The 21,153-nt window shown below is 67.3% G+C and carries 18 protein-coding genes; 14 read left to right on the top strand and 4 right to left on the bottom strand.

Going from position 1 to position 21,153, the window contains the following annotated elements; translation table 11 throughout:
- The first annotated feature begins 7 nt into the window (after positions 1–7).
- From ACFODV_RS12515 to ACFODV_RS12500, 4 genes are read left to right on the top strand one after another with little or no spacing between them, the layout of a single operon-like run.
- Positions 8–1,618, top strand: a complete 1,611-nt coding sequence (locus tag ACFODV_RS12515; protein ID WP_379759940.1) for a 5-guanidino-2-oxopentanoate decarboxylase — start codon at positions 8–10, stop codon at positions 1,616–1,618.
- 58 nt (positions 1,619–1,676) lie between these two features.
- Positions 1,677–2,993, top strand: coding sequence for a purine-cytosine permease family protein (locus tag ACFODV_RS12510; protein ID WP_379759938.1), 1,317 nt, complete (start codon positions 1,677–1,679; stop codon positions 2,991–2,993).
- The gene (locus ACFODV_RS12505) at positions 2,990–3,739 is read left to right on the top strand and encodes an MBL fold metallo-hydrolase (protein ID WP_379759935.1); all 750 of its coding nucleotides are present in this window, start codon (positions 2,990–2,992) and stop codon (positions 3,737–3,739) included. The genes ACFODV_RS12510 and ACFODV_RS12505 overlap by 4 nt, the downstream gene beginning before the upstream one ends.
- A gap of 30 nt (positions 3,740–3,769) precedes the next feature.
- The gene (locus ACFODV_RS12500; RefSeq protein WP_379759932.1) at positions 3,770–5,221 is read left to right on the top strand and encodes an aldehyde dehydrogenase family protein; all 1,452 of its coding nucleotides are present in this window, start codon (positions 3,770–3,772) and stop codon (positions 5,219–5,221) included.
- On the opposite strand, the gene ACFODV_RS12495 is transcribed toward ACFODV_RS12500, so the two are convergent.
- On the bottom strand, positions 5,222–5,827 hold the full coding sequence (locus ACFODV_RS12495) for a DUF938 domain-containing protein (RefSeq protein ID WP_379759929.1): 606 nt from the start codon (positions 5,825–5,827) through the stop codon (positions 5,222–5,224).
- A gap of 33 nt (positions 5,828–5,860) precedes the next feature.
- On the bottom strand, positions 5,861–6,883 hold the full coding sequence (gene rluF / locus ACFODV_RS12490; protein WP_379759926.1) for a 23S rRNA pseudouridine(2604) synthase RluF: 1,023 nt from the start codon (positions 6,881–6,883) through the stop codon (positions 5,861–5,863).
- 249 nt (positions 6,884–7,132) lie between these two features.
- Here rluF and ACFODV_RS12485 point away from each other — a divergent pair, with 249 nt between their 5' ends.
- The 8 genes from ACFODV_RS12485 (at position 7,133) to ACFODV_RS12450 (ending at position 15,548) form a co-directional block, all read left to right on the top strand.
- Complete coding sequence (locus tag ACFODV_RS12485; protein ID WP_379759923.1) at positions 7,133–7,492, top strand: DUF6482 family protein; 360 nt, start codon at positions 7,133–7,135, stop codon at positions 7,490–7,492.
- Between the two features lie 101 nt (positions 7,493–7,593).
- Positions 7,594–10,362 carry a cation-translocating P-type ATPase gene (locus ACFODV_RS12480; protein WP_379759920.1) on the top strand — a complete coding sequence of 923 codons (2,769 nt, stop codon included), beginning with the start codon at positions 7,594–7,596 and terminating at the stop codon, positions 10,360–10,362.
- Entirely contained in the window at positions 10,362–10,847 is a 486-nt protein-coding gene (locus ACFODV_RS12475; RefSeq protein ID WP_379759917.1) for a Na+/H+ antiporter subunit E, read from the top strand. The genes ACFODV_RS12480 and ACFODV_RS12475 overlap by 1 nt, the downstream gene beginning before the upstream one ends.
- Entirely contained in the window at positions 10,847–11,137 is a 291-nt protein-coding gene (locus tag ACFODV_RS12470) for a monovalent cation/H+ antiporter complex subunit F (RefSeq protein WP_379759914.1), read from the top strand. The genes ACFODV_RS12475 and ACFODV_RS12470 overlap by 1 nt, the downstream gene beginning before the upstream one ends.
- Entirely contained in the window at positions 11,130–11,477 is a 348-nt protein-coding gene (gene mnhG / locus ACFODV_RS12465; protein WP_379759911.1) for a monovalent cation/H(+) antiporter subunit G, read from the top strand. The genes ACFODV_RS12470 and mnhG overlap by 8 nt, the downstream gene beginning before the upstream one ends.
- Positions 11,474–12,400: a hydrogenase subunit MbhD domain-containing protein gene (locus ACFODV_RS12460; RefSeq protein ID WP_379759908.1), complete on the top strand. Its 927-nt coding sequence runs from the start codon at positions 11,474–11,476 to the stop codon at positions 12,398–12,400. The genes mnhG and ACFODV_RS12460 overlap by 4 nt, the downstream gene beginning before the upstream one ends.
- On the top strand, positions 12,397–12,675 hold the full coding sequence (locus tag ACFODV_RS12455; protein ID WP_379759905.1) for an NADH-quinone oxidoreductase subunit K: 279 nt from the start codon (positions 12,397–12,399) through the stop codon (positions 12,673–12,675). The genes ACFODV_RS12460 and ACFODV_RS12455 overlap by 4 nt, the downstream gene beginning before the upstream one ends.
- Positions 12,672–15,548, top strand: coding sequence for a proton-conducting transporter transmembrane domain-containing protein (locus tag ACFODV_RS12450; RefSeq protein ID WP_379759902.1), 2,877 nt, complete (start codon positions 12,672–12,674; stop codon positions 15,546–15,548). The genes ACFODV_RS12455 and ACFODV_RS12450 overlap by 4 nt, the downstream gene beginning before the upstream one ends.
- Positions 15,549–15,563: 15 nt before the next feature.
- On the opposite strand, the gene hrpB is transcribed toward ACFODV_RS12450, so the two are convergent.
- Positions 15,564–17,999 (bottom strand): ATP-dependent helicase HrpB, encoded by a 2,436-nt coding sequence (gene hrpB / locus ACFODV_RS12445; protein WP_379759899.1) that lies wholly within the window; start codon positions 17,997–17,999, stop codon positions 15,564–15,566.
- A 94-nt stretch (positions 18,000–18,093) separates the two neighbouring features.
- Here hrpB and ACFODV_RS12440 point away from each other — a divergent pair, with 94 nt between their 5' ends.
- Positions 18,094–19,107 carry an ArsJ-associated glyceraldehyde-3-phosphate dehydrogenase gene (locus tag ACFODV_RS12440; protein WP_379759896.1) on the top strand — a complete coding sequence of 338 codons (1,014 nt, stop codon included), beginning with the start codon at positions 18,094–18,096 and terminating at the stop codon, positions 19,105–19,107.
- Positions 19,104–20,306 (top strand): organoarsenical effux MFS transporter ArsJ, encoded by a 1,203-nt coding sequence (arsJ, locus tag ACFODV_RS12435; RefSeq protein ID WP_379759893.1) that lies wholly within the window; start codon positions 19,104–19,106, stop codon positions 20,304–20,306. The genes ACFODV_RS12440 and arsJ overlap by 4 nt, the downstream gene beginning before the upstream one ends.
- Here the strand turns inward: arsJ and ACFODV_RS12430 are convergent.
- Positions 20,278–20,934, bottom strand: a complete 657-nt coding sequence (locus tag ACFODV_RS12430) for a TetR/AcrR family transcriptional regulator (RefSeq protein WP_379759977.1) — start codon at positions 20,932–20,934, stop codon at positions 20,278–20,280. The genes arsJ and ACFODV_RS12430 overlap by 29 nt on opposite strands.
- Positions 20,935–21,153 lie beyond the last annotated feature (219 nt).

Raw genomic sequence — 21,153 nt, 5'->3', positions numbered from 1 at the left:
CATCACCATGTCAACCCATAGCATGACCTGCGCCGACCTGCTGCTGCACTTGCTGCGCGACACCTACGGCGTTGACAGCGTGTTCGGTATCCCCGGGGTGCATACCGTGGAGCTTTATCGCGGCCTGACCGGAAGCGGCCTACAGCATGTGACGCCACGCCACGAGCAGGGCGCCGGTTTCATGGCCGACGGCTATGCCCGTGCCACCGGCAAGCCCGGCGTCTGCCTGATCATCACCGGCCCGGGCATGACCAACATTGCCACCGCCATGGGTCAGGCGCTGGCCGATTCTATCCCCATGCTGGTGATCTCGAGCGTCAACCGCCGAGATACCCTGGGTCGGGGTCAGGGCCGGCTCCACGAGCTGGCGAATCAGCAACAGCTGATGAGTGGCGTCTCGCGCTTCAGCCATACCCTTCTCGACCCGAGCGCACTGCCCGAGGTACTGGCGCGTGCCTTTGCGGTATTTCACGGCGAACGACCGGGGCCCGTGCACCTCGAGATTCCCATCGACCTGTTCGCCGCTCCCGTCGCGACTCCGGTGCCGAGCCCCCCCCCACGCCTGTTCAGGGCCAGCCCGGATCCGGAGGGGGTGGCACTCGCCGCCGAGTGGTTACGCCAGGCGGAACGACCTCTGGTGTTGCTGGGCGGTGGATGCGCGGATGCCCCCACCTCGGCCAGGCGACTCATCGAACACCTCGATGCCCCCACGGTGACCACCATTAATGCCAAGGGGCTGCTGGGGCGCGACCACTCGCTCGACCTGGGTGCCAATGGCGCCCTGCCCGCCGTGAGGCGGCTGGCAGCCGAAGCCGATGTGATCCTCGCCGTGGGTACCGAGCTCGGTGAAACAGACTACGACGTCGTGTTCGACGACGGTTTCACCCTGAACGGTAAACTGATCCGTATCGACATCGACGCCCAGCAGCTGGTACGCAACCAGTCCCTGGCACTGGGGCTGGTGGGGGACGCCGGGCGCAGCCTGGACTGCCTGCTCGAGCATTTTCCGCACCCCGTCCTCAGAGGGGGTGCCGAACGCACGGCAGAGGTCCTGACCGAGCTGGGCCTTCACCGCGATCCCGCTTTCACCCCCTTCGTACCCCTTTACCGCGTGCTGCGTGAGGCACTGCCAGAGGCAATCCTGGTCGGTGATTCCACCGCCCCGGTCTACGCCGGCAATCACCTGGTGGCTCAGCCCGCTCCCCGGCGCTACTTCAATGCCTCCACCGGCTACGGGACTCTCGGTTACGGGTTGCCGGCGGCACTGGGTGCGCAACTGGGCCGACCCGACCTGCCGGTGGTGGCCCTGGTTGGCGATGGGGGCATCATGTTTACCCTCTCCGAACTGGCCACCGCCGTGGAGGCTCGCCTGCCGGTAGTGATCCTGCTCTGGCACAACGCAGGGTACGAGGAGATCCGCCGTTTCATGGATGCCGAGGGTGTCGAACGGCTCGGCGTGGATATTCAGGCCCCGAACTTTCTCACCGTGGCTGCCGGGTTCGGCTGCCTAGCGACCCATGTCAAAACGCCCGACGACCTTGCCATTGCTCTTCAGCAACGCCCGTTGGATGGCCCCCTGCTGATCGAGATCGACGCCCATCGCTGGTGCGCCGGCTGATAGTCGTGTCGCAGACACACCGTCGAATTCACCTCTTCCTCACATTGGGAAAACAATAATGAGCGACACTTCCTCTCTCGTCGGTCAGGACACCTTGTCCGCCGACAACGTCGAACGCAGCCTCGGCATGCCCGGAACCTTCGCCCTGTGGCTGGGCGCCAACGTGGTAGTCACCACCATCCTGACCGGCATGCTGCTGGTGCCTTCGTTGACCTTTTCGCACGCCATGCTGCTGGTGCTGATCGGTTCGAGCGTCGGCATTATCCCGCTGGTGCTGATCGGCCTGATGGGCCAGCAGACCGGCATGACCACCATGGTGCTGGCCCGCGGCACCTTTGGGCGCCTGGGGGCGATGTTTCCCGCCTGGGTCAACCTGTTTGCGCTGGTCGCCTGGAGCTGGATACAGGCTCTGCTGGCCGGCATGAGCCTGGATTACGCGGTGTCGAGTCTGACCGGCTACTCCAACGTGGCGCTGTTCACGGTGCTCTGCGAGGTGCTGGTGGTGATGATCGCGCTGCGCGGGCACCTGGGCATCGAAAAGGCGGAGAAGCTCGCTGCCGTGCTGATGCTGGCGCTTTCCGGGGTGGTGGTGTTCGCCCTGGCGCGTAATTACGATCTGCCCACGATCACCGAGATGGACGCCACCGGTGCGCTCGGGGCCGGCGTGGCCTTCGATATCATCATCGCCACCGCCTTCTCGTGGATCCCGCTCGCCGCGGACTACAACCGCCACTGCCGCTCGGGCAAGACGGCGGTGATCGGCACCTGGGTCGGCTATGTCACCGCCACCCTGGTCGCCATGGGCCTCGGCGCCACGGTCTCGGCGCTGTCGGTCTCGATCGGTTTCCCGCAGACCTATGATCCCACTCAGCTGCTCAGCAGCTTCGGCTTCGGCCTGCCGGCCGCTCTAGTGATCTTCTTCTCGGTGCTGACCACCAACGTGATGTGCGTCTACAGTGCGACGCTCTCTTACATGAGCGTGCGCACCCGCACCCCCTTCTGGAAGCCAGCCCTGATCATCGGCGTGGTCTCGGTGCTGGGCTCGCTGATTCCGGGCATCCTCGACCAGTTCCAGACCTTCCTGCTGATTATCGGCAGCGTTTTCATCCCGGCTTTCTCGCTGATGATTGTCGACTACTTCCTGGTCGGGCGTGAACGCTACTCGCCTCAGCGGCTGATGGCCGAGGCCAGCCAGCTGCCGGCGATCAATCCGCGAGCGCTCGGATGCTATCTGGTCGGCGCGGTGCTGGCCTACTACTGGAACTGGGTCTCGCCGCTGGCCTTTGGCGCCTCGCTGCCGGTGTTCGTGCTGACCGGGGCGCTCTACTATGCCGTTTGCCAACTGCACTCACGCCAACAGAAGGTCACCGCATGAGCTCGTCATCCGCGCGTCTCGAGCGCATCGCTCCGGATCAGTGGTATCGCACCCAGCGCCTTGCCGACGGCATCACGCTGATCGACGAGCCCTGGATCAAACCCTTCTTTCGCTGCAACCTCTGGCACGTGCGAGGGCGTGAGCGCGACCTGCTGGTTGACTTCGGCCTGGGCGCGGTGCCGCTGCGCCGGCATGTCGCGCTGCTGGCAGAACGAGACGTGGTCGGGGTGGCGAGCCACACCCACTTCGACCATATCGGCGCGGCCAGCGAATTCGACTGCTGCCACGTGCATACCGCCGAGGCCGACATCCTCGCCGCGCCCGACACCACTCGCACCCTGGCCGATGATTTCCTGAACGACGCCATGTTCGAGGCACTGCCCCCGGCCCCCTATGCCCACAGTGGCTATCGCATCCCCGTACCGGCGAGCATCGCGCTGCTCGAGGACGGCGACGTGATCGACCTGGGCGATCGCTGTTTCGAGGTAATTCACACACCGGGCCACTCGCCCGGGGGCATTGCGCTATGGGAGGCGTCGACCCGAACGCTGATATCGGGCGATATCATCTATGACGGCGAGCTGATCGAGGACGCCTACCATAGCGACCTCGACGACTATGCTGCCAGCCTGCAACGGCTCCGCGCTCTGCCGGTGCGAACCGTTCACGGCGGTCACTTCCCGAGCTTCTCGGGCCAGCGCCTTGCCACCCTGATTGATGACTGGCAGCGCGCCCATGACCGCTAGCCCGTCACACCACCGCCAGTGGAGCATCCCATGCAACAGCTGATACGACAGTTCATCGACAACCGCTGGGTCGAGAGCGCCGGCCAGCGCCGCCTGCCGATCATTGACCCCTACCACCAGCGGCAGATCGCCGAGGTCACCGCAGGCGACGCGGCGGACGTCGACGCAGCGGTGGCCGCGGCGCGGCGGGCACAGCCCGGCTGGCAGGCGCTGGGCGGCGCCCGGCGCGGCAACTATCTGACGGCCCTCGCCGAGAGCCTGACGGCGCGGCGTAGCGAGCTCATGGAACTGTCCTCGCGCAACAACGGCAAGGCGCTGGCCGAGGCGGGCATCGATCTCGACGACGCCATCGCCTGCTACCGCTACTACGCGGGGCAGGCCCAGGCCCTGGAGGCGCGCCAGGGACGTGTGGTCGATCACGACATGGAGGGCATTCAGGCGCAGGTTTACGAAGACCCGGCGGGCGTGGTCGGGCTGATCACACCATGGAACTTCCCGCTGGTGACCAGTGCCTGGAAGATCGCCCCCGCGCTGGCGGCGGGCTGCACGATCGTCTTCAAGCCGTCCGAGGTCACGCCCCTGCCGGAGCAGGCCCTGGCCGAGATCGCCGAGGCCATCGCGCTGCCTGCCGGCGTCTTAAACCTCCTGCACGGCGATGGCGAAGGCATTGGCGCGCCGCTGACCGCGCATCCCGGCGTCGACAAGCTCTCGTTTACCGGCAGCAACGCGGTGGGTGAGAAGGTGATGCACGCCGCGGCCGAGGGGGTGCGTAACGTCTCCCTGGAACTGGGCGGCAAGTCGCCGATCCTGGTGCTGGCAGATGCCGAGGTCGCGCAGGCCGCCGACTGGGTGATGGCGGGCATCTTCTTCAACTCGGGGCAGATCTGCTCTGCCACGTCGCGGCTGATCGTGCATGAGACCCTGGCCGAGCCGCTCTATGCGGCGCTTTCCGAGCGCATCGATGCGATTCGCCTGGGCGATCCGCTGGACGACGCCACCGACATGGGGCCGATGACCAGTGCCCGACAGCGGGAGGCCGTCGAGCGCTATCTGACGACAGCCCGCGAGGAAGGCCTTGTGGCGGTGCGTGACGGCCGCCATCGCCAGTTACCGGCGCAGGGCGAGTTCGTGGCGCCCACGCTCTACCGTGACGTGCCGCTCGCCAGCCGCCTGTGGCAGGAGGAGATCTTCGGCCCGGTGCTCTGTGCGCGCAGCGTGGCAAGCGACGAGGAGGCCATCGACCTCGCCAACGCCAGCCTCTTCGGCCTGGCGGCTACCGTGATTGCCGGCGACGTCGCGCGTGCTCGCCGAGTCGGCCGCGCGCTGCGTGCCGGCAGCATCTGGGTCAACAGCGAGCAGCTGGTGCTGCCGCAGGCTGGCTGGGGTGGCTTCGGCATCAGCGGTATCGGCCGTGAGCTTGGCCCCTGGGGCCTTGCCAGCTACCTGGAGGTCAAGCACGTGATCGGGCCATCCCTGGACTAATCAGCCCTTTCGAAACACTACGCTGAGGTTATTCGCGGGCATTTCCACGAGGCATTCAACCGTCAAACCATGGCGCCCGGCCTCAGCGATCACCTCCTCGAGGTCGCGAACGCCCCAGCGTGGGTCGCGGCGCCGGAGGTCGGCATCGAAAACGGCATTGCTGGGTGCGACATGCAACCCGCCACGGCAAAAGGGCCCGTAAAGGTAAAGAACGCCGCCCGGCATCAGGCACTCTTCGGCCAGCGCCATCAGCGTCTCTGTCACCGCCCAGGGCGAGATATGGATCAGGTTGATGGCCACGACAGCCTCAAAGGGGGCCGCCGGCCAGCTATCGAGGTCGGTGACATCGAGCCGGACCGGCTCAGCAAGATTGGGCAGGCTTACCTGCTGGCGCCAGGCGGCGATAGATGCCAGCGCTCGAGGGTGGGGGTCGCTGGGTTGCCAGACCCAACTGGGCATATCGGCGGCGCAGTGCAGGGCGTGCTCGCCGCTGCCGCTGGCCACTTCCAACACGCGCGCGTTATCCGGCAACACCTGGCGCAGCACCTCCAGGATCGGCTGGCGGTTTCGGGCCGCGGCTGGGCTCTGCAGGCGAGAATCGGTCATGGTACTCCTCATGGGCATTGCCACGGCGGCAGGCTATTTCCTGCCCCGGGGCTTGCCGGGAGGACCGCCGGATTTCGCGCGCCCCCCCGAGGGTCGCCCGCCCTTGGCCGGCTTGCCAGCCGCCATGTTCTTGTCTGCCATCTTGCGCTTCGCGGACTTGCCGCTGGCCGTTTTACCACCGGCTGGTTTGCCGCCTGCAGGGGGGCTGCTTTCGCCACGGCGAGGAGGTTTTCGCTGCTGGTTCCCCGTCTTTCCGGCTACCGCTTTCTTTGGCCCCGCCTTGCCGCCCTTGTGCCGGGCCTTGCGACGGCCAGGCGCCCGGGTCTCGGAAGCGGAGTGCTCGGTCATGGCGAGAATGGTCGACACTTCAACCGGCGTCAGGTCCCGCCAGTCACCCGTCGCCAACCCCTTGAGCGACACATTCATGATGCGGATCCGCTCGAGTTTCACCACCTCGTAGCCGAACACCTCGCACATGCGACGAATCTGGCGGTTCAGCCCCTGAACCAGGGTGATATTGAAGACGAACCGGGACTCCATGACCACCGGGCACTTCCGGGTGACCTCGCCGAGGATCGGCACGCCCCCGCCCATGCCGGCGATAAACTCATCGGTGATCGGCTTGTTGACGGTGACCCGATACTCCTTCTCATGCTGGTTGCTCGCCCGCAGAATGCGGTTGACCAGGTCGCCGTTGTTGGTCAGGAAGATCAGCCCCTGGGAATCCTTGTCCAGCCGGCCGATGGGAAAGATGCGTGCACCGTGCCCGACGAAGTCGACGATGTTGGCCTTCTCGGTGGGCTCGGTGGTACTGACAATGCCCACCGGCTTGTTGAGGGCAATAAACACCAGATCCTCTTCATCCAGTGCCAACGGCTCGACGACCTGGCCGTTGACCTTGACCACGCTGCCCGCGAAGACCTGGTCACCCGGCGTGGCGCGCCTGCCATCGATTCGGACGTTTCCCTGCTCGATATAGCGGTCGGCTTCTCGTCTCGAGCACATGCCACTCTCGCTGATGTACTTGTTGATTCGCTTCGAGAGGGTCTGGGCCATGGGACGCGTCCGAGAGAGGGTGATAAGGAGCCGAAATGGCACGGTGCAATGCCGCACAGTGAATGCCGGGCAGTGTAAGGGCTGACACCTCAGGCGGCCAACCGTAGCGGATCACGGGTATCTCGCGGCGCGGCTCCTCTTGAGCTTGCGACCGCTGTGGCAGATGCCCGCATCAGCCAGTTACGGCATGACAATCTCTGTACAGGTAGCGATAGAATGACAGCTCATGTCCAACATCGGATGGTACCCATGATGCCTCTCAACGCCCCCGCCCTGCCCGACCAAGTGACCCTGGAAGCGCTTGCCAAACGTCTCGATCCGGCCTCACCGCCCGCCGTGGAGGTACAGGGGCTGGACATGGGGTACTACCTGGTGCGGCTGCACCACGCCGGCGGCGACAGCCTGCTGGTGGACGAGCACGGCGAGACACGACGCTTCACCGGCACCCAGTGGGTCAGCCGCGCCCTGGCGCCGCTGGGTCTGACCCATGGCATCCTGACCTGGGCCGACGTGACCGACGAGATGGTCGGCCTCCCCGAGTCGCCCCCCGTCGATACCGCCACGCGGCTAGCCCACGGTACCCGACTCGCGTTCATGACCCCGGGTTGACGGATACGTGCAGACGCTTGTTGCCCTGGATCACTGCACTGCAGCATGCTGTATGGTAAGAACATACCTAGCTCAATGCCAACATGCGCGGGAGACGTAGGATGACAGAGTCCGAACACAGCGAGGCCACTGCCTGGCATGCCCTGTCCGGAGATGACTCACTTGAGCGCCTGGACAGCACCCAGGACGGGCTGGACGACCAGGAGGCCGAACGCCGTCTCAGCGAGCATGGCCCCAACCAGCTCCAGCAGGCCGAGTCGCGCCCCTGGTGGAAACGCCTGCTGGAGCAGTTCAACAATATCTTGATGCTGGTGCTGATCGTCGCTGCCATTGCCAGCCTGGGGCTAGGCCACACCCTCGATGCATCAGCCATCTTGGGCGTGGTGCTGATCATCGCGCTAATCGGTTTCTTCCAGGAGGGCAAGGCCGAACAGGCCCTGGAGAGCATCCGTCAGATGCTATCGCCTCAGGCCAATGTGCTGCGCGGCGGCAAGCGTCAGACCATCCCAGCCGAGGAGTTGGTGCCCGGCGATATCGTGCTGGTGGAGAGCGGTGACCGCATCCCGGCCGACCTGCGCCTGCTGGAAGCCCGGCGCTTTCGAACCGAGGAGGCCTCGCTGACCGGGGAGTCCACGCCGGTGGACAAGTCTACCGAGGCGGTAGCGGATGACGCCGACCTGGGCGACCGCATCAGCATGGCCTACGCCAGCACGATCGTGGTCCAGGGCAATGCCCGAGGCCTGGTGGTGGAAACCGGTGCCCATACCCAGATCGGGCGCATTTCGGAAATGCTGCGCGGCGTCGAACAGTTAAAGACGCCGCTTCTGCGTCAGATCGACCGCGCCGGCCAGGTGCTGGCCTTCTTTATCCTTGCCGCCGCGGCACTCACCGGTGTTTTCGGGGTGCTGGTCCACGAGCAGCCGCTGGTCGACATGTTCATGGCCGCCGTGGGCCTGGCAGTCGCCGCCATTCCCGAAGGCCTGCCCGCCATCGTCACCATCGGCCTGGCGCTGGGCGTACAGACCATGGCGAAAAAGAACGCCATTATTCGTCGCCTGCCCGCGGTAGAGACCCTGGGCTCCATCTCCACCATCTTTTCCGACAAGACTGGCACGCTGACCCGCAACGAGATGACCGCCCAGGCGATCTGGCTACCCCGGGGCGAGGTGCACATCGACGGCATCGGCTTTTCCCCGAAGGGAAGCTTCCACCGCGTCAACGACGGCGATGCCGAGGAGGCAGCACTCGATCTTGACGATGACCACGCCCTGCGCCATTTCCTCAAGGTGGGGGTACTGTGCAATGACGCCGAACTGGCCGAAGAGGAGGGCCGCTGGCGAATCCACGGCGATCCGACAGAGGGCGCCCTGGTCGTGGCCGCCGCCAAGGCCGGGTTGACCACGGAAAAGCTGCGCGGTGACCATTCTCGCCATGACGCCATTCCCTTCGAGTCCGAGCGGAAGTACATGGCCACCCTTCATAAGGTGGACAGCGAGCAGCTTCTTCTGGTGAAGGGCGCACCGGACCGCCTGCTGGAGATGTGCCACCGTGTTCGCGATAACGGTGAGGAGCACGAGCTGGACGTCGAGCTCTGGGAAGAGCGCATCCACGACCTCTCCTCACGGGGCCTGAGGGTGCTCGCGCTGGCAGAGAAACGTGTCAACGACGTCCACGAGCTGACCGACGAACATGCCGAGGAGGAGCTGGTGCTGCTGGGGCTGGTGGGGCTGCTCGACCCGCCCAGGGACGAGGCGATCGAGGCGGTCAAGGACTGCCTGGCCGCCGGTATCCGCCCGGTGATGATCACCGGCGATCATGCGGTCACTGCCTTGGCCATCGCCCGAGAGCTGGGCTTCGCCCACACCGAGCGGGCCATCAGCGGTCGCGAGATCGAGGCGATGTCAGACGAAGAGCTCGAGGACACCATCCTCGATGTCGACGTCTTCGCACGGGCCTCGCCGGAACACAAGTTGCGCCTGGTCAAGGCAATGCAGGCCCAGGGCGGGATCTGCGCCATGACCGGCGACGGCGTCAACGACGGCCCGGCGCTGAAACGTGCCGACGTCGGCGTGGCCATGGGAATCCAGGGCACCGAGGCCGCCAAGGAGGCCGCCGAGATGGTGCTGGCCGATGACAACTTCGCCACCATCGTCGGCGCCATTCGCGAGGGTCGCAAGGTCTACGACAACATCCGCAAGACCATCACCTTTATCCTGCCCACCAACGGCGGCCAGGGCCTGGCCATCATGCTTGCCGTACTGGCCGGCACCAACCTGCCGGTCACGCCGCTGCAGGCGCTATGGGTCAACATGGTGGTGGCGGTAACGCTGGGCCTGGCGCTGGCCTTCGAGGACGCCGAGCCCGACATCATGACCCGCCAGCCCCGCGACCCTGACGCCTCGCTACTCGACCTCTTCCTGCTGTGGCGGGTGGTATTTGTCTCGATTCTGCTGCTGCTCGGGGTATTCGGCATGTTGATCTGGCTGCAGGCTCAGGGAGGCAGCATCGAGCTGGCCCGGACCGGTGCGGTCAACATGCTGGTGATGGGCAGCGCCGCCTACCTGATCAACAGCCGCTACCTGCTGCGCAGCACCCTCTCCATGGCAGGCCTGTTCGGCAGCCGCCCGGTATGGGCTTCCATCGGCATCATCGTGGTCCTGCAACTGGGCTGGACCTACCTGCCCTTCATGCAGGTAATCTTCGGCAGCGAGGGCCTGGCACCAAGCCACTGGGGCGTGATCCTGGCCGGCAGTCTGGCCATCTATCTGATCGTCGAGGTCGAGAAACGCGTGCTCAGTGCCCGCGGTGTCAAGAGCCATCCTACCGCCCACCAGGGCGGCCAGGAGCGCACGGAGCAGAAGCCCTCCTGATGGTGGCCCGCCTCGCCAGGCGCCTCGTCCTGCTGACCCTGCTCTGGTGGGTAGTCAGCGGTGGCGGGGGCGCCTGGACCTGGGGGCTGCCCGTGATTCTGGTGACCGCCCTGGCGATGCCGAACAGCAGGGCCGTGCGGCTGAGACCGCTGGCGTTTCTTGCCTTTCTCCCCCTGGCCCTGTGGCTCACCCTGCGCGGCGGCCTGAAGGTGGCGATCATGGCCTGTCGTCCGCGGCTCGATCCCGACACGCGAATCATCAACCATGTCTGGTCCCACCTGCCCGAAGGCCCGGGACGCCTGTTCATGGCCAGCCTGATCAACCTGCTCCCCGGCACCCTGACACTCGGCCTGACCCCCGATACACTGCAGGTTCACGTGCTGCAGATGGACGCCAGTACCCGCCCCGGGCTCGATCGCCTCGAGGCACGTGTCGCCCGACTTTTTTCCCACGACATCTCCCCAGAGGACAAGGAGCCCAGCTGATGTTTCATGCGGCTATCGCCGCGCTGCTGCTGCTCAACGCCGGTGTGGCGCTGTGGCGCCTGCACCGTGGCCCCACCAGCGCCGACCGAATGCTGGCCGCCGAGCTGGTAAGCGTCTCCGCCATCGCCGTGCTGCTGTTGCTCGGTATCGGACTCGCGCAGCCGGCCCTGGTTGATGTGGCGCTGATCTTCGCCCTGCTGGCCGCCGTGGCCACCGCCAACTTCGTCACCCGCACCTGGACGCTGCTCCACGAGGAGAGCGGCAGTCGCGAGGAGGCGGGACGTGACTGAATGGCTGTCTCTTCTGGGTAACGTGCTGATCACCGCCGGCGCGATCTTTTTCATCACCGGCAGCCTCGGCCTGATCCGCTTCTCCGATCTCTATGCCCGTCTGCATGCCCTGACCAAGGCCGACAACCTGGGGCTGGGACTGATCTGCCTGGGGCTGGCCTGTCAGGCGCCGGACCTGGCCGCCGCACTCAAGATCCTGCTGGTGTGGGGACTGATACTGATCGCCACCAGCATCGGCGCCACCCTGATTGCTTCCACCGCCCTAGCCTGTGGCCTGCGGCCTCGCCTGGGTCGGCCCTCGCCACCGGCCGTCACGCGCGAAGACACGAGGCGGCCATGAGTGGGCTGGTGATCGGCTTCGACCTCCTGCTCGTTGCGGGCCTTGCCTGGCTCGCCTGGCAGGCGCTGTTTGACCGCCATCGCTTCTCCGCGGTGGTCCACTTCATGGCCTTCGGGCTGGTGATGGCCCTGGTCTGGGTGCGCCTCGATGCACTGGACATTGCCCTGGCCGAGGCGGCCATCGGGGCCGGGGTCACCGGCGCCCTCCTGCTGGCGGCTCTCGGTCGACTGCCCGCCACTGGTGGGCACTCGCCCGCGTGGCGGGCCACACAGAGGCCGCTGGTGTTGCTTGCCCTGTTCACCGCCCTGCTCGCGACCCTGGCTCTGGCCTGGGTCGCCTGGCAGTTGCCGCGCCCGGGTCTCGCCGTGCCGATAGGCGAGGCCCTGCCTGAGAGCGGCGTGACCCACGCGGTGACCGCGATACTGCTCAACCTGCGCGCCTGGGACACCCTGCTCGAGATCGCGGTCATGCTGACCGGGGTGTTTCTGGTCTGGTCGCTGGGACCGGCGCTCGTCCCCTATGCACCCGCCACGGCCTTGCCGGGCCTGCCGGCACTGACCCGTCTGCTGCACCCGCTGTTTCTGCTGGTCCCGGCTTACCTGCTGTGGCGCGGCAGTCACGCTCCGGGCGGCGCCTTTCCCGCTGGGGCCGTGCTCGGTGCCGGCGGCGTGCTGCTGGTGCTTGCCGGGGCGGTCCCCTGGATGCACGAGCCCCGACGCCAGCCGCTGCTGCGCCTGCTGCTGGCTGCCGGGGTGATACTGTTCCTGGCCGTGGCGCTCGGCGGTCTGCTGCTGACCGGCACCTTCCTGGCCATTCCCGCGAGCATGGCGGGCACCGTGATCCTCGCCGTGGAGACCGCCGCCGCCCTCTCCATCGCCCTGATGCTGATGGCCTTCTATCTCTACGGGGAGCCGGGCCGATGAGCGAGCTCTACCTCCTGCTGGCCGCGGCGCTGGCCGGCATGGCGCTGGTCGGCCTGTTCCGCACCGCCGACCTGCTGCGTCGGGTGCTGGCGCTCAACGTGCTCGCCAGTGCCGTCTTCCTGCTGCTGGTCAGCATGGCGCGTACCGCCGATGGCGTTGATCCGCTGCCCCACGCCATGGTGCTGACCGGCATCGTGGTCGCGGTCAGCACCACCGCCGCGGTGCTCGCACTCGCCGTGCAGTCCCACGAACGACGCCGCGGGGAGGGGCCGTGACGTCGACGGACTGGCTGCTACCGCTGCTCGTCGCCCTGCCCCTGATCCTGGCCATCATCGCCTTCCTGGGCCTGCTCCCGGCGCGCCATCAGGTGGTCATCGCCCTGGGCGGGCTGGTGTCAGGGCTGGGCGGTCTGGGGCTGGTAGGGCTGGGATTCGGGGGCATCATCGCCGAGGCAACGCTGTGGCTGGGGGGCTGGGCGCCACCGGTGGGGATCGCCTGGCGGCTCGATGCACCTGCCGTGTTGCTCATCACCATGGTCGGGCTGCTGATCGGACCGGCCAGTCTGGCTCTGCTGGCGGAGTCGGACGGCCACTACGACCGCTACCTGTGGAGCCTGTGGTGGATGCTGTGGGCGGCACTCAACGCCCTGCTGCTCTCCCGGGATCTCTTCAACCTCTACGTGACCCTGGAGCTGATGTCGCTGGCGGCGGTGGGCCTCGTCAGTCGTTCCCGGGAAGACCCCTACCATGTGGCGGCGCTGCGCTACCTCATGTCCTCGCTGCTGGGTTCACTGCTCTACCTGCTGGGGGTCGCCCTGCTCTACGGCCAGTTCGGGCGGCTGGACCTGGTGCAGTTGGCGGCGGTCATCGAGGACGGCCCGGCCGCGCGCCTTGCCGCCCTGGTGATGACCCTGGGGCTGCTGATCAAGGCGGCCATGGTGCCCCTGCATGCCTGGCTGCCGGCGGCCCACTCCCGCGCCAGGGCCCCGGTCAGCGCCATGCTCTCCGGAGCGGTAGTAGCCGCCGCCGTGATGGTGCTGTGGCGGCTGTGGCTGGGCCCCTTCGCCGAACTCGGCAGCCTGATGCGCCAGGCGCTGGCTATCCTCGGCGCCCTGGCCATGGTGTGGGGCGGCCTCCAGGCCCTGCTGCAGAATCGTATCAAGCTGGTGATCGCCTGGTCGACGCTCTCGCAAGGCGGCTATGCGCTGCTGCTCCCGGCAGTGGCCGACAGCGAGGCATGGCAGGGCATCGGCGCCCGCGGCGCCCTGCTGCTCTTGCTGGCACATGGCCTGGCCAAGGGCGCCCTCTTCCTCGCCGCCGGCAGGCTCCATCATCGCTTCGGTCACGACCGCCTGTCGGGTCTGGCCGGCAGCGCCCATCGCCAGCCGCTGCTCTGGGCGGTCATCGCGCTAGGCGGGCTATCGCTGATGGGGCTTCCGCCCAGCGGCGGCTTCATGGGCAAGTGGTGGCTGCTGCGCGCCGCCCTGGAGGCCAACCAGCCGCTGTTGGCCGCAGCGATGCTGCTGGGCACCCTGCTCACCGCCGCCTGGCTGTGGCGACTCATGTCCATCGCCCTGATACCCGCAGCTGCGCCGACCCACACCCCAACAGCCATTCAGGACGACCGGCGCGAAGCGACCCCGGCGCTGATGCTGGTGATGCTGGCCTGGCTGATAGGCCTGGTGGCGTTGAGCACCGATCCCGGTCTCACGCTGACACTGCCACGCATCGACACTGACCGGCTCGCCTGGCTGCTGCCGGCGCTATTGCTCTGGCCGCTGGCCCTGACCGCCGCCAGGTCAGGAACACTGGCGGGTGAGACCACAGGCTCGCCCCGGGGGATGACCGCGCTGCTCATGCTCACCGCCGCGGCCCACCTGGTCACCCTGACATCAGCCGATCTGTTCACCTTCTATGTGGGAACCGCTTGGCTGGGCCTCGCGGGATGGGGCCTGGTGCGGCTGGACGAACGCCCGGCGGCGCGACGCGCCGCGGCGGGCTATCTCGCCATCATGATGGTCGCCGAAGTGAGCCTGCTGCTGGGGCTGACCCTGGTCTGGCAGGCCTCCAGCTCGCTGGCCTTCCAGGATCTGTCCGCCGCAGAATTGCCGGCCTCCGCGCTGGCGGCCCTGGGGCTGGGCTTCGCCATCAAGGCGGGCGCCATCGGCGTGCACGGCTGGCTTCCGCTGGCCCATCCGGTTGCCCCGCCGATCGCCAGTGCAGTGCTCTCCGGGCTGATGATCAAGGTGGGGGTGCTGGGGGGCCTGCTGCTCATGCCCGGCGCGGAGCCCGGGAGTCGGCTGGGACTGGTGCTGGTCGCCGGGGGACTCGCCGGCGCCCTCTACGGCGCCCTGCGCGGGATTGCCCAGTCCGCCCCCAAGCCGCTGCTGGCCTGGTCAAGCGTCAGCCAGATGGGCCTGGCCACCGCCCTGCTGGGGCTGCACCAACTGGGCAGCCCAGCGGCCCTGCCGGCCCTGCTGGCCCTGGTGGCCGCCCACGCCATGGCCAAGGCGGCACTCTTCCTCGGCGCGGGCATGGCAGAACGCATGACAGCGAGGCGGGGGCTGCTGCTCGGCGCCCTGGGCCTGCCGGCCCTGACCCTGGCCGGGATACCGCCTGGTGCCGGCTTCGCGATAAAGGCGGGGCTGGACACCTCGTTGAATGAGGCAACCCTCGCTACGTGGCCGCTCACCCTGAGCGGCGTGCTGACGAGCCTGTTGATGCTGCGGCTGTTCTGGCTGCTTCATCACACCGGCGCGGCCTCGCGGGGAGGCACTGCTCCCGGCTGGCTGCTGGCGGCGCTGTGGAGCCTCGGCGCACTGGCCGCGCTGCTGCCCTGGGCCTTCGTCGATGCGCCAGGGGGGCTGCTGGCCTCGCCGGGCGAGTGGCTCAAGGGGCTCATGCCGGCGCTGGTGGCCATGGCGCTCGGCGCCGCGCTGCTGGCCGCCATACCACTGCACCGGTGGCTGGCGAAACGGGGCTGGCGACGCCGGATTCGCGCCCGGGCCCGCCGTCTGGCGGTCAGGCGCGAGGCCCGCCGCTGGCGCTGGCGGCTGCGCCGGGCAGATGCCTGGCTGATGCCCTGGCCCGCCTTCGGCGTCTGCCTGGGGCTGACGGCATTTCTGCTGGGCCTCGCCGGGCTGGTATAAGCACGTTCGCCTCGGCTAGCGACGCCGCTTGGTGCGGGCGGTAGCCTCGGCGGTCATCGGGTCTTCGGGCCAGGGATGCTTGGGGTAGCGGCCACGCATTTCCCGGCGCACCTCCGGGTAGCCGTTGGCCCAGAAACTTGCCAGGTCGGCGGTGACCTGCAGCGGCCGGCGTGCCGGCGAGAGCAGGTGCAGCAGTACCGCCTCGCCGCCGTCGGCCACCCGCGGTGAGGCCTGCCAGCCGAAGCACTCCTGCAGCTTCACCGCCAGCACCGGCGGCTTGCCCTCCTGGCAGGGCGCGTAGTCCACCCGGTGGCTGGCGCCGCTGGGTACCGCCAGGCGCAGTGGCGCCAGCGCATCGAGTCGCGAGCGAAGCGGCCAGTCGAGGCCGTCGAGCAGAATGCGCGCCATCGGCAGGCGCTCCACCGCCTCCAGCCGGGTGACGCCGACCAGGTGGGGCCCAAGCCACGCCTCGAGAGTCGCGAGCAGCGCCGTTTCAGACCAGTCGGGCCACGCATCGCCGAGCGTGCGACGCAGCAACGCTACTCTGCCCTGCAGCTGCCTCAGGTCGTCGTCCTGCGGCAGACCGCGCCGGCGAAGCGCCTCGAGCAGTGCCGCCCTGACCGCCTCCGGTGGCAGCTCGGCCAGCGGCTTTCTCTCCAGCACCACGGCCCCCAGGCCGCGCACCTGCTCACCCACCAGCCGGCCCTGCTCGTCGGACCACTCGAGACTGGCCCGCCACCTGGCGCACTCGGAGTAGAGGGCTTCCAGCCGGTCACGCGCCAGCGCCACCGCGCGGAAGATGCGGGCTCCGCTGGCCTGTCCGTCGAGTTCTACTGCGACCAGCAGCTCCGCATGGGCCAGAGAGTGATCCTCGGGGAGGGTCGCCAAGCCCCCGCCAGCCAGGCGAAAGCGGCCCGGGGCCATTCGTTGGGCGACGCGCTCCGGGTAGGCCAGCGCCAGCAGCTCGGCCAGCGGAGCCAGGCTGGTCACCTTGAGGCTAACGCCGGCAAGGCGAGTGAGGCGTTCGGCGTCGCGCTGCCACTGGCGATGCTCACGAGGCGCTGTAATCCGGGCCTGAAGCGCTCGTTCCAGGTCTCGTTCGTCATCGAGGCCACGCCCCTCGAGCAACGCCACCAGGGCGCAGGCCAACGGCTGAGCGTCCAGCGTGTCGGCACGCTCCAGCATCGCTGCCAGGCGCGGGTGGGTGGGCCAACGGGTGGCGGCGCGACCCAGTTCGGTGAGGTGACAGGCCTCGTCCAGCAGGCCCAGGCGCCGCAGCAGGTCGCGCCCGGCAGCCAGGGCGGCGGCGGGCGGCGGGGTGATCCAGGCCAGGCTGTCGGGCTCGGTGATTCCCCAGCGCGCCAGCTCGAAGGCTAGCGGCGCGAGGTCCGCCTGGCGAATTTCCGGCTCGCCGTGCGGTACGAGGGGCTGCTCATCGGCCCATAGCCGAACGCAAAGGCCGGGGCCCTGGCGCCCTGCACGGCCGCGACGCTGGTCGGCGCTGGCGCGATTGACTCGGCGAGTCTCCAGGCGGGTCAGGCCGCTGCGCGGCTGGAATACCGGAACCCGCTCGAGACCCGCGTCCACTACCAGGCGCACGCCATCCACCGTGACGCTGGACTCGGCGATGGCGGTGGAGAGCACCACGCGACGGCGACCGCCCGGATCGGGGCGCAGCGCCCGACGCTGGGCCTCCAGGGGCAGCCGACCGTGCAGTTCCATGACGACAAGCTCTGGCGCGCGGCTCGCAAGCGCTCTGGCCAGCCGACGAATCTCCCCCACTCCGGGCAGGATCACCAGGGCGTCGCCGACCTGTGCGTCCATGGCCTCGAGCAGCGCCCGCACCTGCTGGGCTGCCGTGTCTTCCCGGGTGGAGAGTGCCCGATAGCGTGTCTCGACGGCGAAGGTGCGCCCAGGGCAGTCGATGACCGGTACGTTATCGCCCAGCACTCCAAGCAGGGCGTCTACGTCCAAGGTGGCCGACATCACCAGCAGACGCAGGTCGTCGCGCACCGACTGAGCGTCCAGGGCCAGCGCCAGGCCGAGGTCTCCCTCGAGGCTGCGCTCGTGGAACTCGTCGAAGATTACCCCGGCCACGCCCTCAAGCAAGGGATCGTCCTGGAGCATGCGGGTAAGCACTCCCTGGGTGACCACCTCCAGGCGCGTCGCGGGGCCGACGCGGCTATCGCCGCGCATCCGGTAGCCTACGGTCTCCCCGACCGTTTCCCCCAGGCTATCAGCCATGAAACCGGCGGCCAGCCGCGCCGCTACCCGCCGCGGCTCCAGCAGCAATATCTTTCCCTGCCGAGCCCATGTTGCCTTGAGGAGATCCAGCGGTACCCGGGTGGTCTTGCCGGCGCCGGGCTCGGCCACCAGCAGGACGCGGGGGTGGTCCGCCAGCGCCGCCTGAATGGCGTTCAGGCGCGACTCGATGGGCAGAGCCGCTGTCATCGAACTGTCATGTATATTCATGTAGGCTTTTGGTTCATATACGGTTTGCCAGATATCCGTTGTCCCTTCACTTTCTATCCCATAGGAGTTTCCCATGACGGTCAGGATCGGCATCAATGGCTTTGGCCGCATCGGCCGCCTGGCGCTGCGCGCCGGCTGGACGAACCCGGACCTGGAGTTCGTGAAGATCAACGACCCGGGCGGCGACGCCGCCACCTTCGCCCACCTGCTGCAGTTCGACTCGGTGCACGGCCAATGGACTGGCGGCGGGAATACTATCACGGCGGAAGATGCTGCCCTGACGGTGGCCGGCCAACGCATTGCGTTCACCGCCAACCGTGAGATCGGTGATACCGACTGGTCCGGTTGCGACGTGGTGATCGAGGCCTCTGGAAAGATGAAAACCACCAGGACGCTTCAGGCCTACCTGGACCAGGGGGTCAAGCGCGTGGTGGTCAGCGCCCCGGTGAAAGATGACGACGCGCTCAACCTGGTGATGGGCGTCAATGACCACCTCTTCGACCCGTCCAAGCACCGCATCGTCACCGCGGCGAGCTGCACCACCAACTGCCTGGCGCCAGTGGTGAAGGTCATCCACGAAAAGATCGGTATCCGCCACGGCTCCATGACCACCATCCACGACATCACCAACACCCAGGTGATACTCGATGCTCCCCACAAGGATCTCAGGCGCGCCCGGGCCTGCGGCATGAGCCTGATCCCTACCACCACCGGGTCGGCAAAGGCGATCACCGATATTTTCCCGGAGCTGACCGGCAAGCTGAACGGTCATGCCGTGCGGGTGCCACTGGCCAACGCATCGCTCACCGATGTGGTATTCGAGGTGAAGCGCGAAACCACGGAAGACGAGGTCAACGCGCTGCTCAAGGAAGCCGCCGAGGGAGAGCTCGCCGGCATTCTGGGCTTTGAAGAGCGCCCGCTGGTCTCCATCGACTACCGCACGGATCCGCGCAGCGCTATCGTCGATGCACTTTCCACCATGGTGGTGGCCGGCACCCAGGTGAAACTCTACGTCTGGTACGACAACGAGTATGGCTACGCCTGCCGCACCGCCGAGCTGACCGCCAAGGTCGGCCTGGCGGAATGATCGCCCGTGTCGCCGCCCTGCCCCGGGAGATCCGCCAGTATCTGCTGGTCACTGGCAACTACTGGGCTTTCACCCTGACCGATGGCGCGCTGCGCATGCTGGTGGTGCTCTACTTCTACGGGCTCGGCTACTCGGCTCTGGAAGTGGCGATGCTATTTCTCTTCTACGAGTTCTTCGGGGTGGTGACCAACCTGGTGGGGGGCTGGCTGGGAGCGCGCCTCGGGCTCAACCGCACCATGAACCTGGGGCTTGGTCTGCAGGTGCTGGCCCTTTCCATGCTGCTGGTGCCGGCGGCCTGGCTCTCGGTACCCTGGGTGATGGCGGCCCAAGCGCTTTCGGGCATCGCCAAGGACCTCAACAAGATGAGCGCCAAGAGCGCCATCAAGACGCTCGTGCCGGCCGGCGACGCCGGCCATCAGTCTCTTTACCGCTGGGTGGCACTGCTTACCGGTTCCAAGAACGCCCTCAAGGGCGTCGGCTTCTTTCTCGGGGGCCTGCTGCTGACGCTGATCGGTTTTCAGGGCGCCATCGGGGTCATGGCAGTGATGCTCGTCGGCGTGCTGGCGCTCTCGCTCATGCGCCTGGACGGCGACCTGGGCCGCGCCAAGGCCGCGCCGAAGTTTCGCGAAATGCTCTCCAAGAGCCGGGCCATCAATATCCTCTCGGCGGCGCGAATGTGCCTGTTTGGCGCCCGGGACGTGTGGTTCGTGGTAGCTCTGCCCGTTTTTCTGGCCACCCAGTTCGAGTGGGACAGCTGGCGGGTCGGCGGCTTTCTGGCGCTATGGGTGATCGGCTACGGCGCGGTTCAGGCGTTAGCCCCACGGATCACCGGGCACACCGCGGGTCGCGGCGCCGCCATCGCCTGGGCCGCGGCGCTGGCCGCACTGCCGGCGCTGATCGCCATCGGCCTGGATTGGCAGCCTCACCTGGTGCTGCTGGGTGGGCTGATGCTGTTCGGCGCGGTATTTGCGGTGAATTCCAGCCTGCACAGTTTCTTGATTGTACGCATGGCGCGCTCGGACGGGGTATCGCTCGACGTCGGCTTCTACTACATGGCCAACGCCATGGGGCGCCTGATCGGCACCCTGCTGTCGGGCTGGCTCTATCTCGTCGGCGGGCTAACCGCCACCCTGTGGGTGTCGAGCGCCCTACTCGTCGCCACCGTGCTGATCAGCCTGGCGCTGCCGAAGGAGGCGTGACCCCGCAGCCCTTGAGGATGATCCGGGTCAGAAAGGTGGTGATATGCTCCATATCGGCGTCGCTGAGCGCCTTGCGATCAGTGATGCCGAGCACCTGGGCTTCGAAGTCGGCGTAGTGCTGGGTGGCCGACCAGATCAGGAAGATCAGCCAGACGGGGTCCACCGGGTCCATCAGGCCGCGCTCGGCCCACTGCTCGAAGATGCGCGCGCGAGCCTGGACCCAGTCGCGCAGTTCGCCACGCAAATATTCCTGCAGGAAAGGCGCTCCACCGAGGATCTCGGCGGCAAAGAGTCGGGACCCTTCGGGATGGCGCCGGGACAGCGCCATCTTGCTGCGGATAAAGGCCTCGAGCACTTCGGCGGGGTCGTCCTCCACCGAGATGTCATCCAGCAGCACGTTCCAGCGCGCCATCATACGCTCGAGCAGGCGAACATAGAGCCCGCGCTTGCTGCCCATGTAGTAAAGCACGTTGGACTTAGGCAGGCCTGCCGCCTCGGCGATGGCCTGGACGCTGGCCCCCCGATAGCCATGGGTGGCGAAGACCTTCTCTGCGGCCGCCAGAATCTCTCGTTCGTTTCGCTGGCGGATGACGCCGTTAGCCTCGTCTCTCTCGTGGGGGCGGGGCATATCCGGAGTGCTCGCGCCGTCTGCCATGACCCATATCCCTGTACCGATGATCCTGCATGAAGAGTGCCGCACCGAGGCGATGCATGCAATCGGCGCCGATCCGGCATGGCCAGGCTCACTGCCGTTGACCTTGCAAAGTGGGTGACGGTTGGCCAAGCTGAGAAGCACCCTGACCAACTGGTCAGCAAGGCATGGCGCCAACATGTCGAGCCAACAACA

It is taken from the genome of Halomonas tibetensis (assembly GCF_042643535.1).
GTDB classification, from domain to species: domain Bacteria; phylum Pseudomonadota; class Gammaproteobacteria; order Pseudomonadales; family Halomonadaceae; genus Halomonas; species Halomonas tibetensis.
This window is presented reverse-complemented; position numbering and strand designations above follow the sequence as displayed.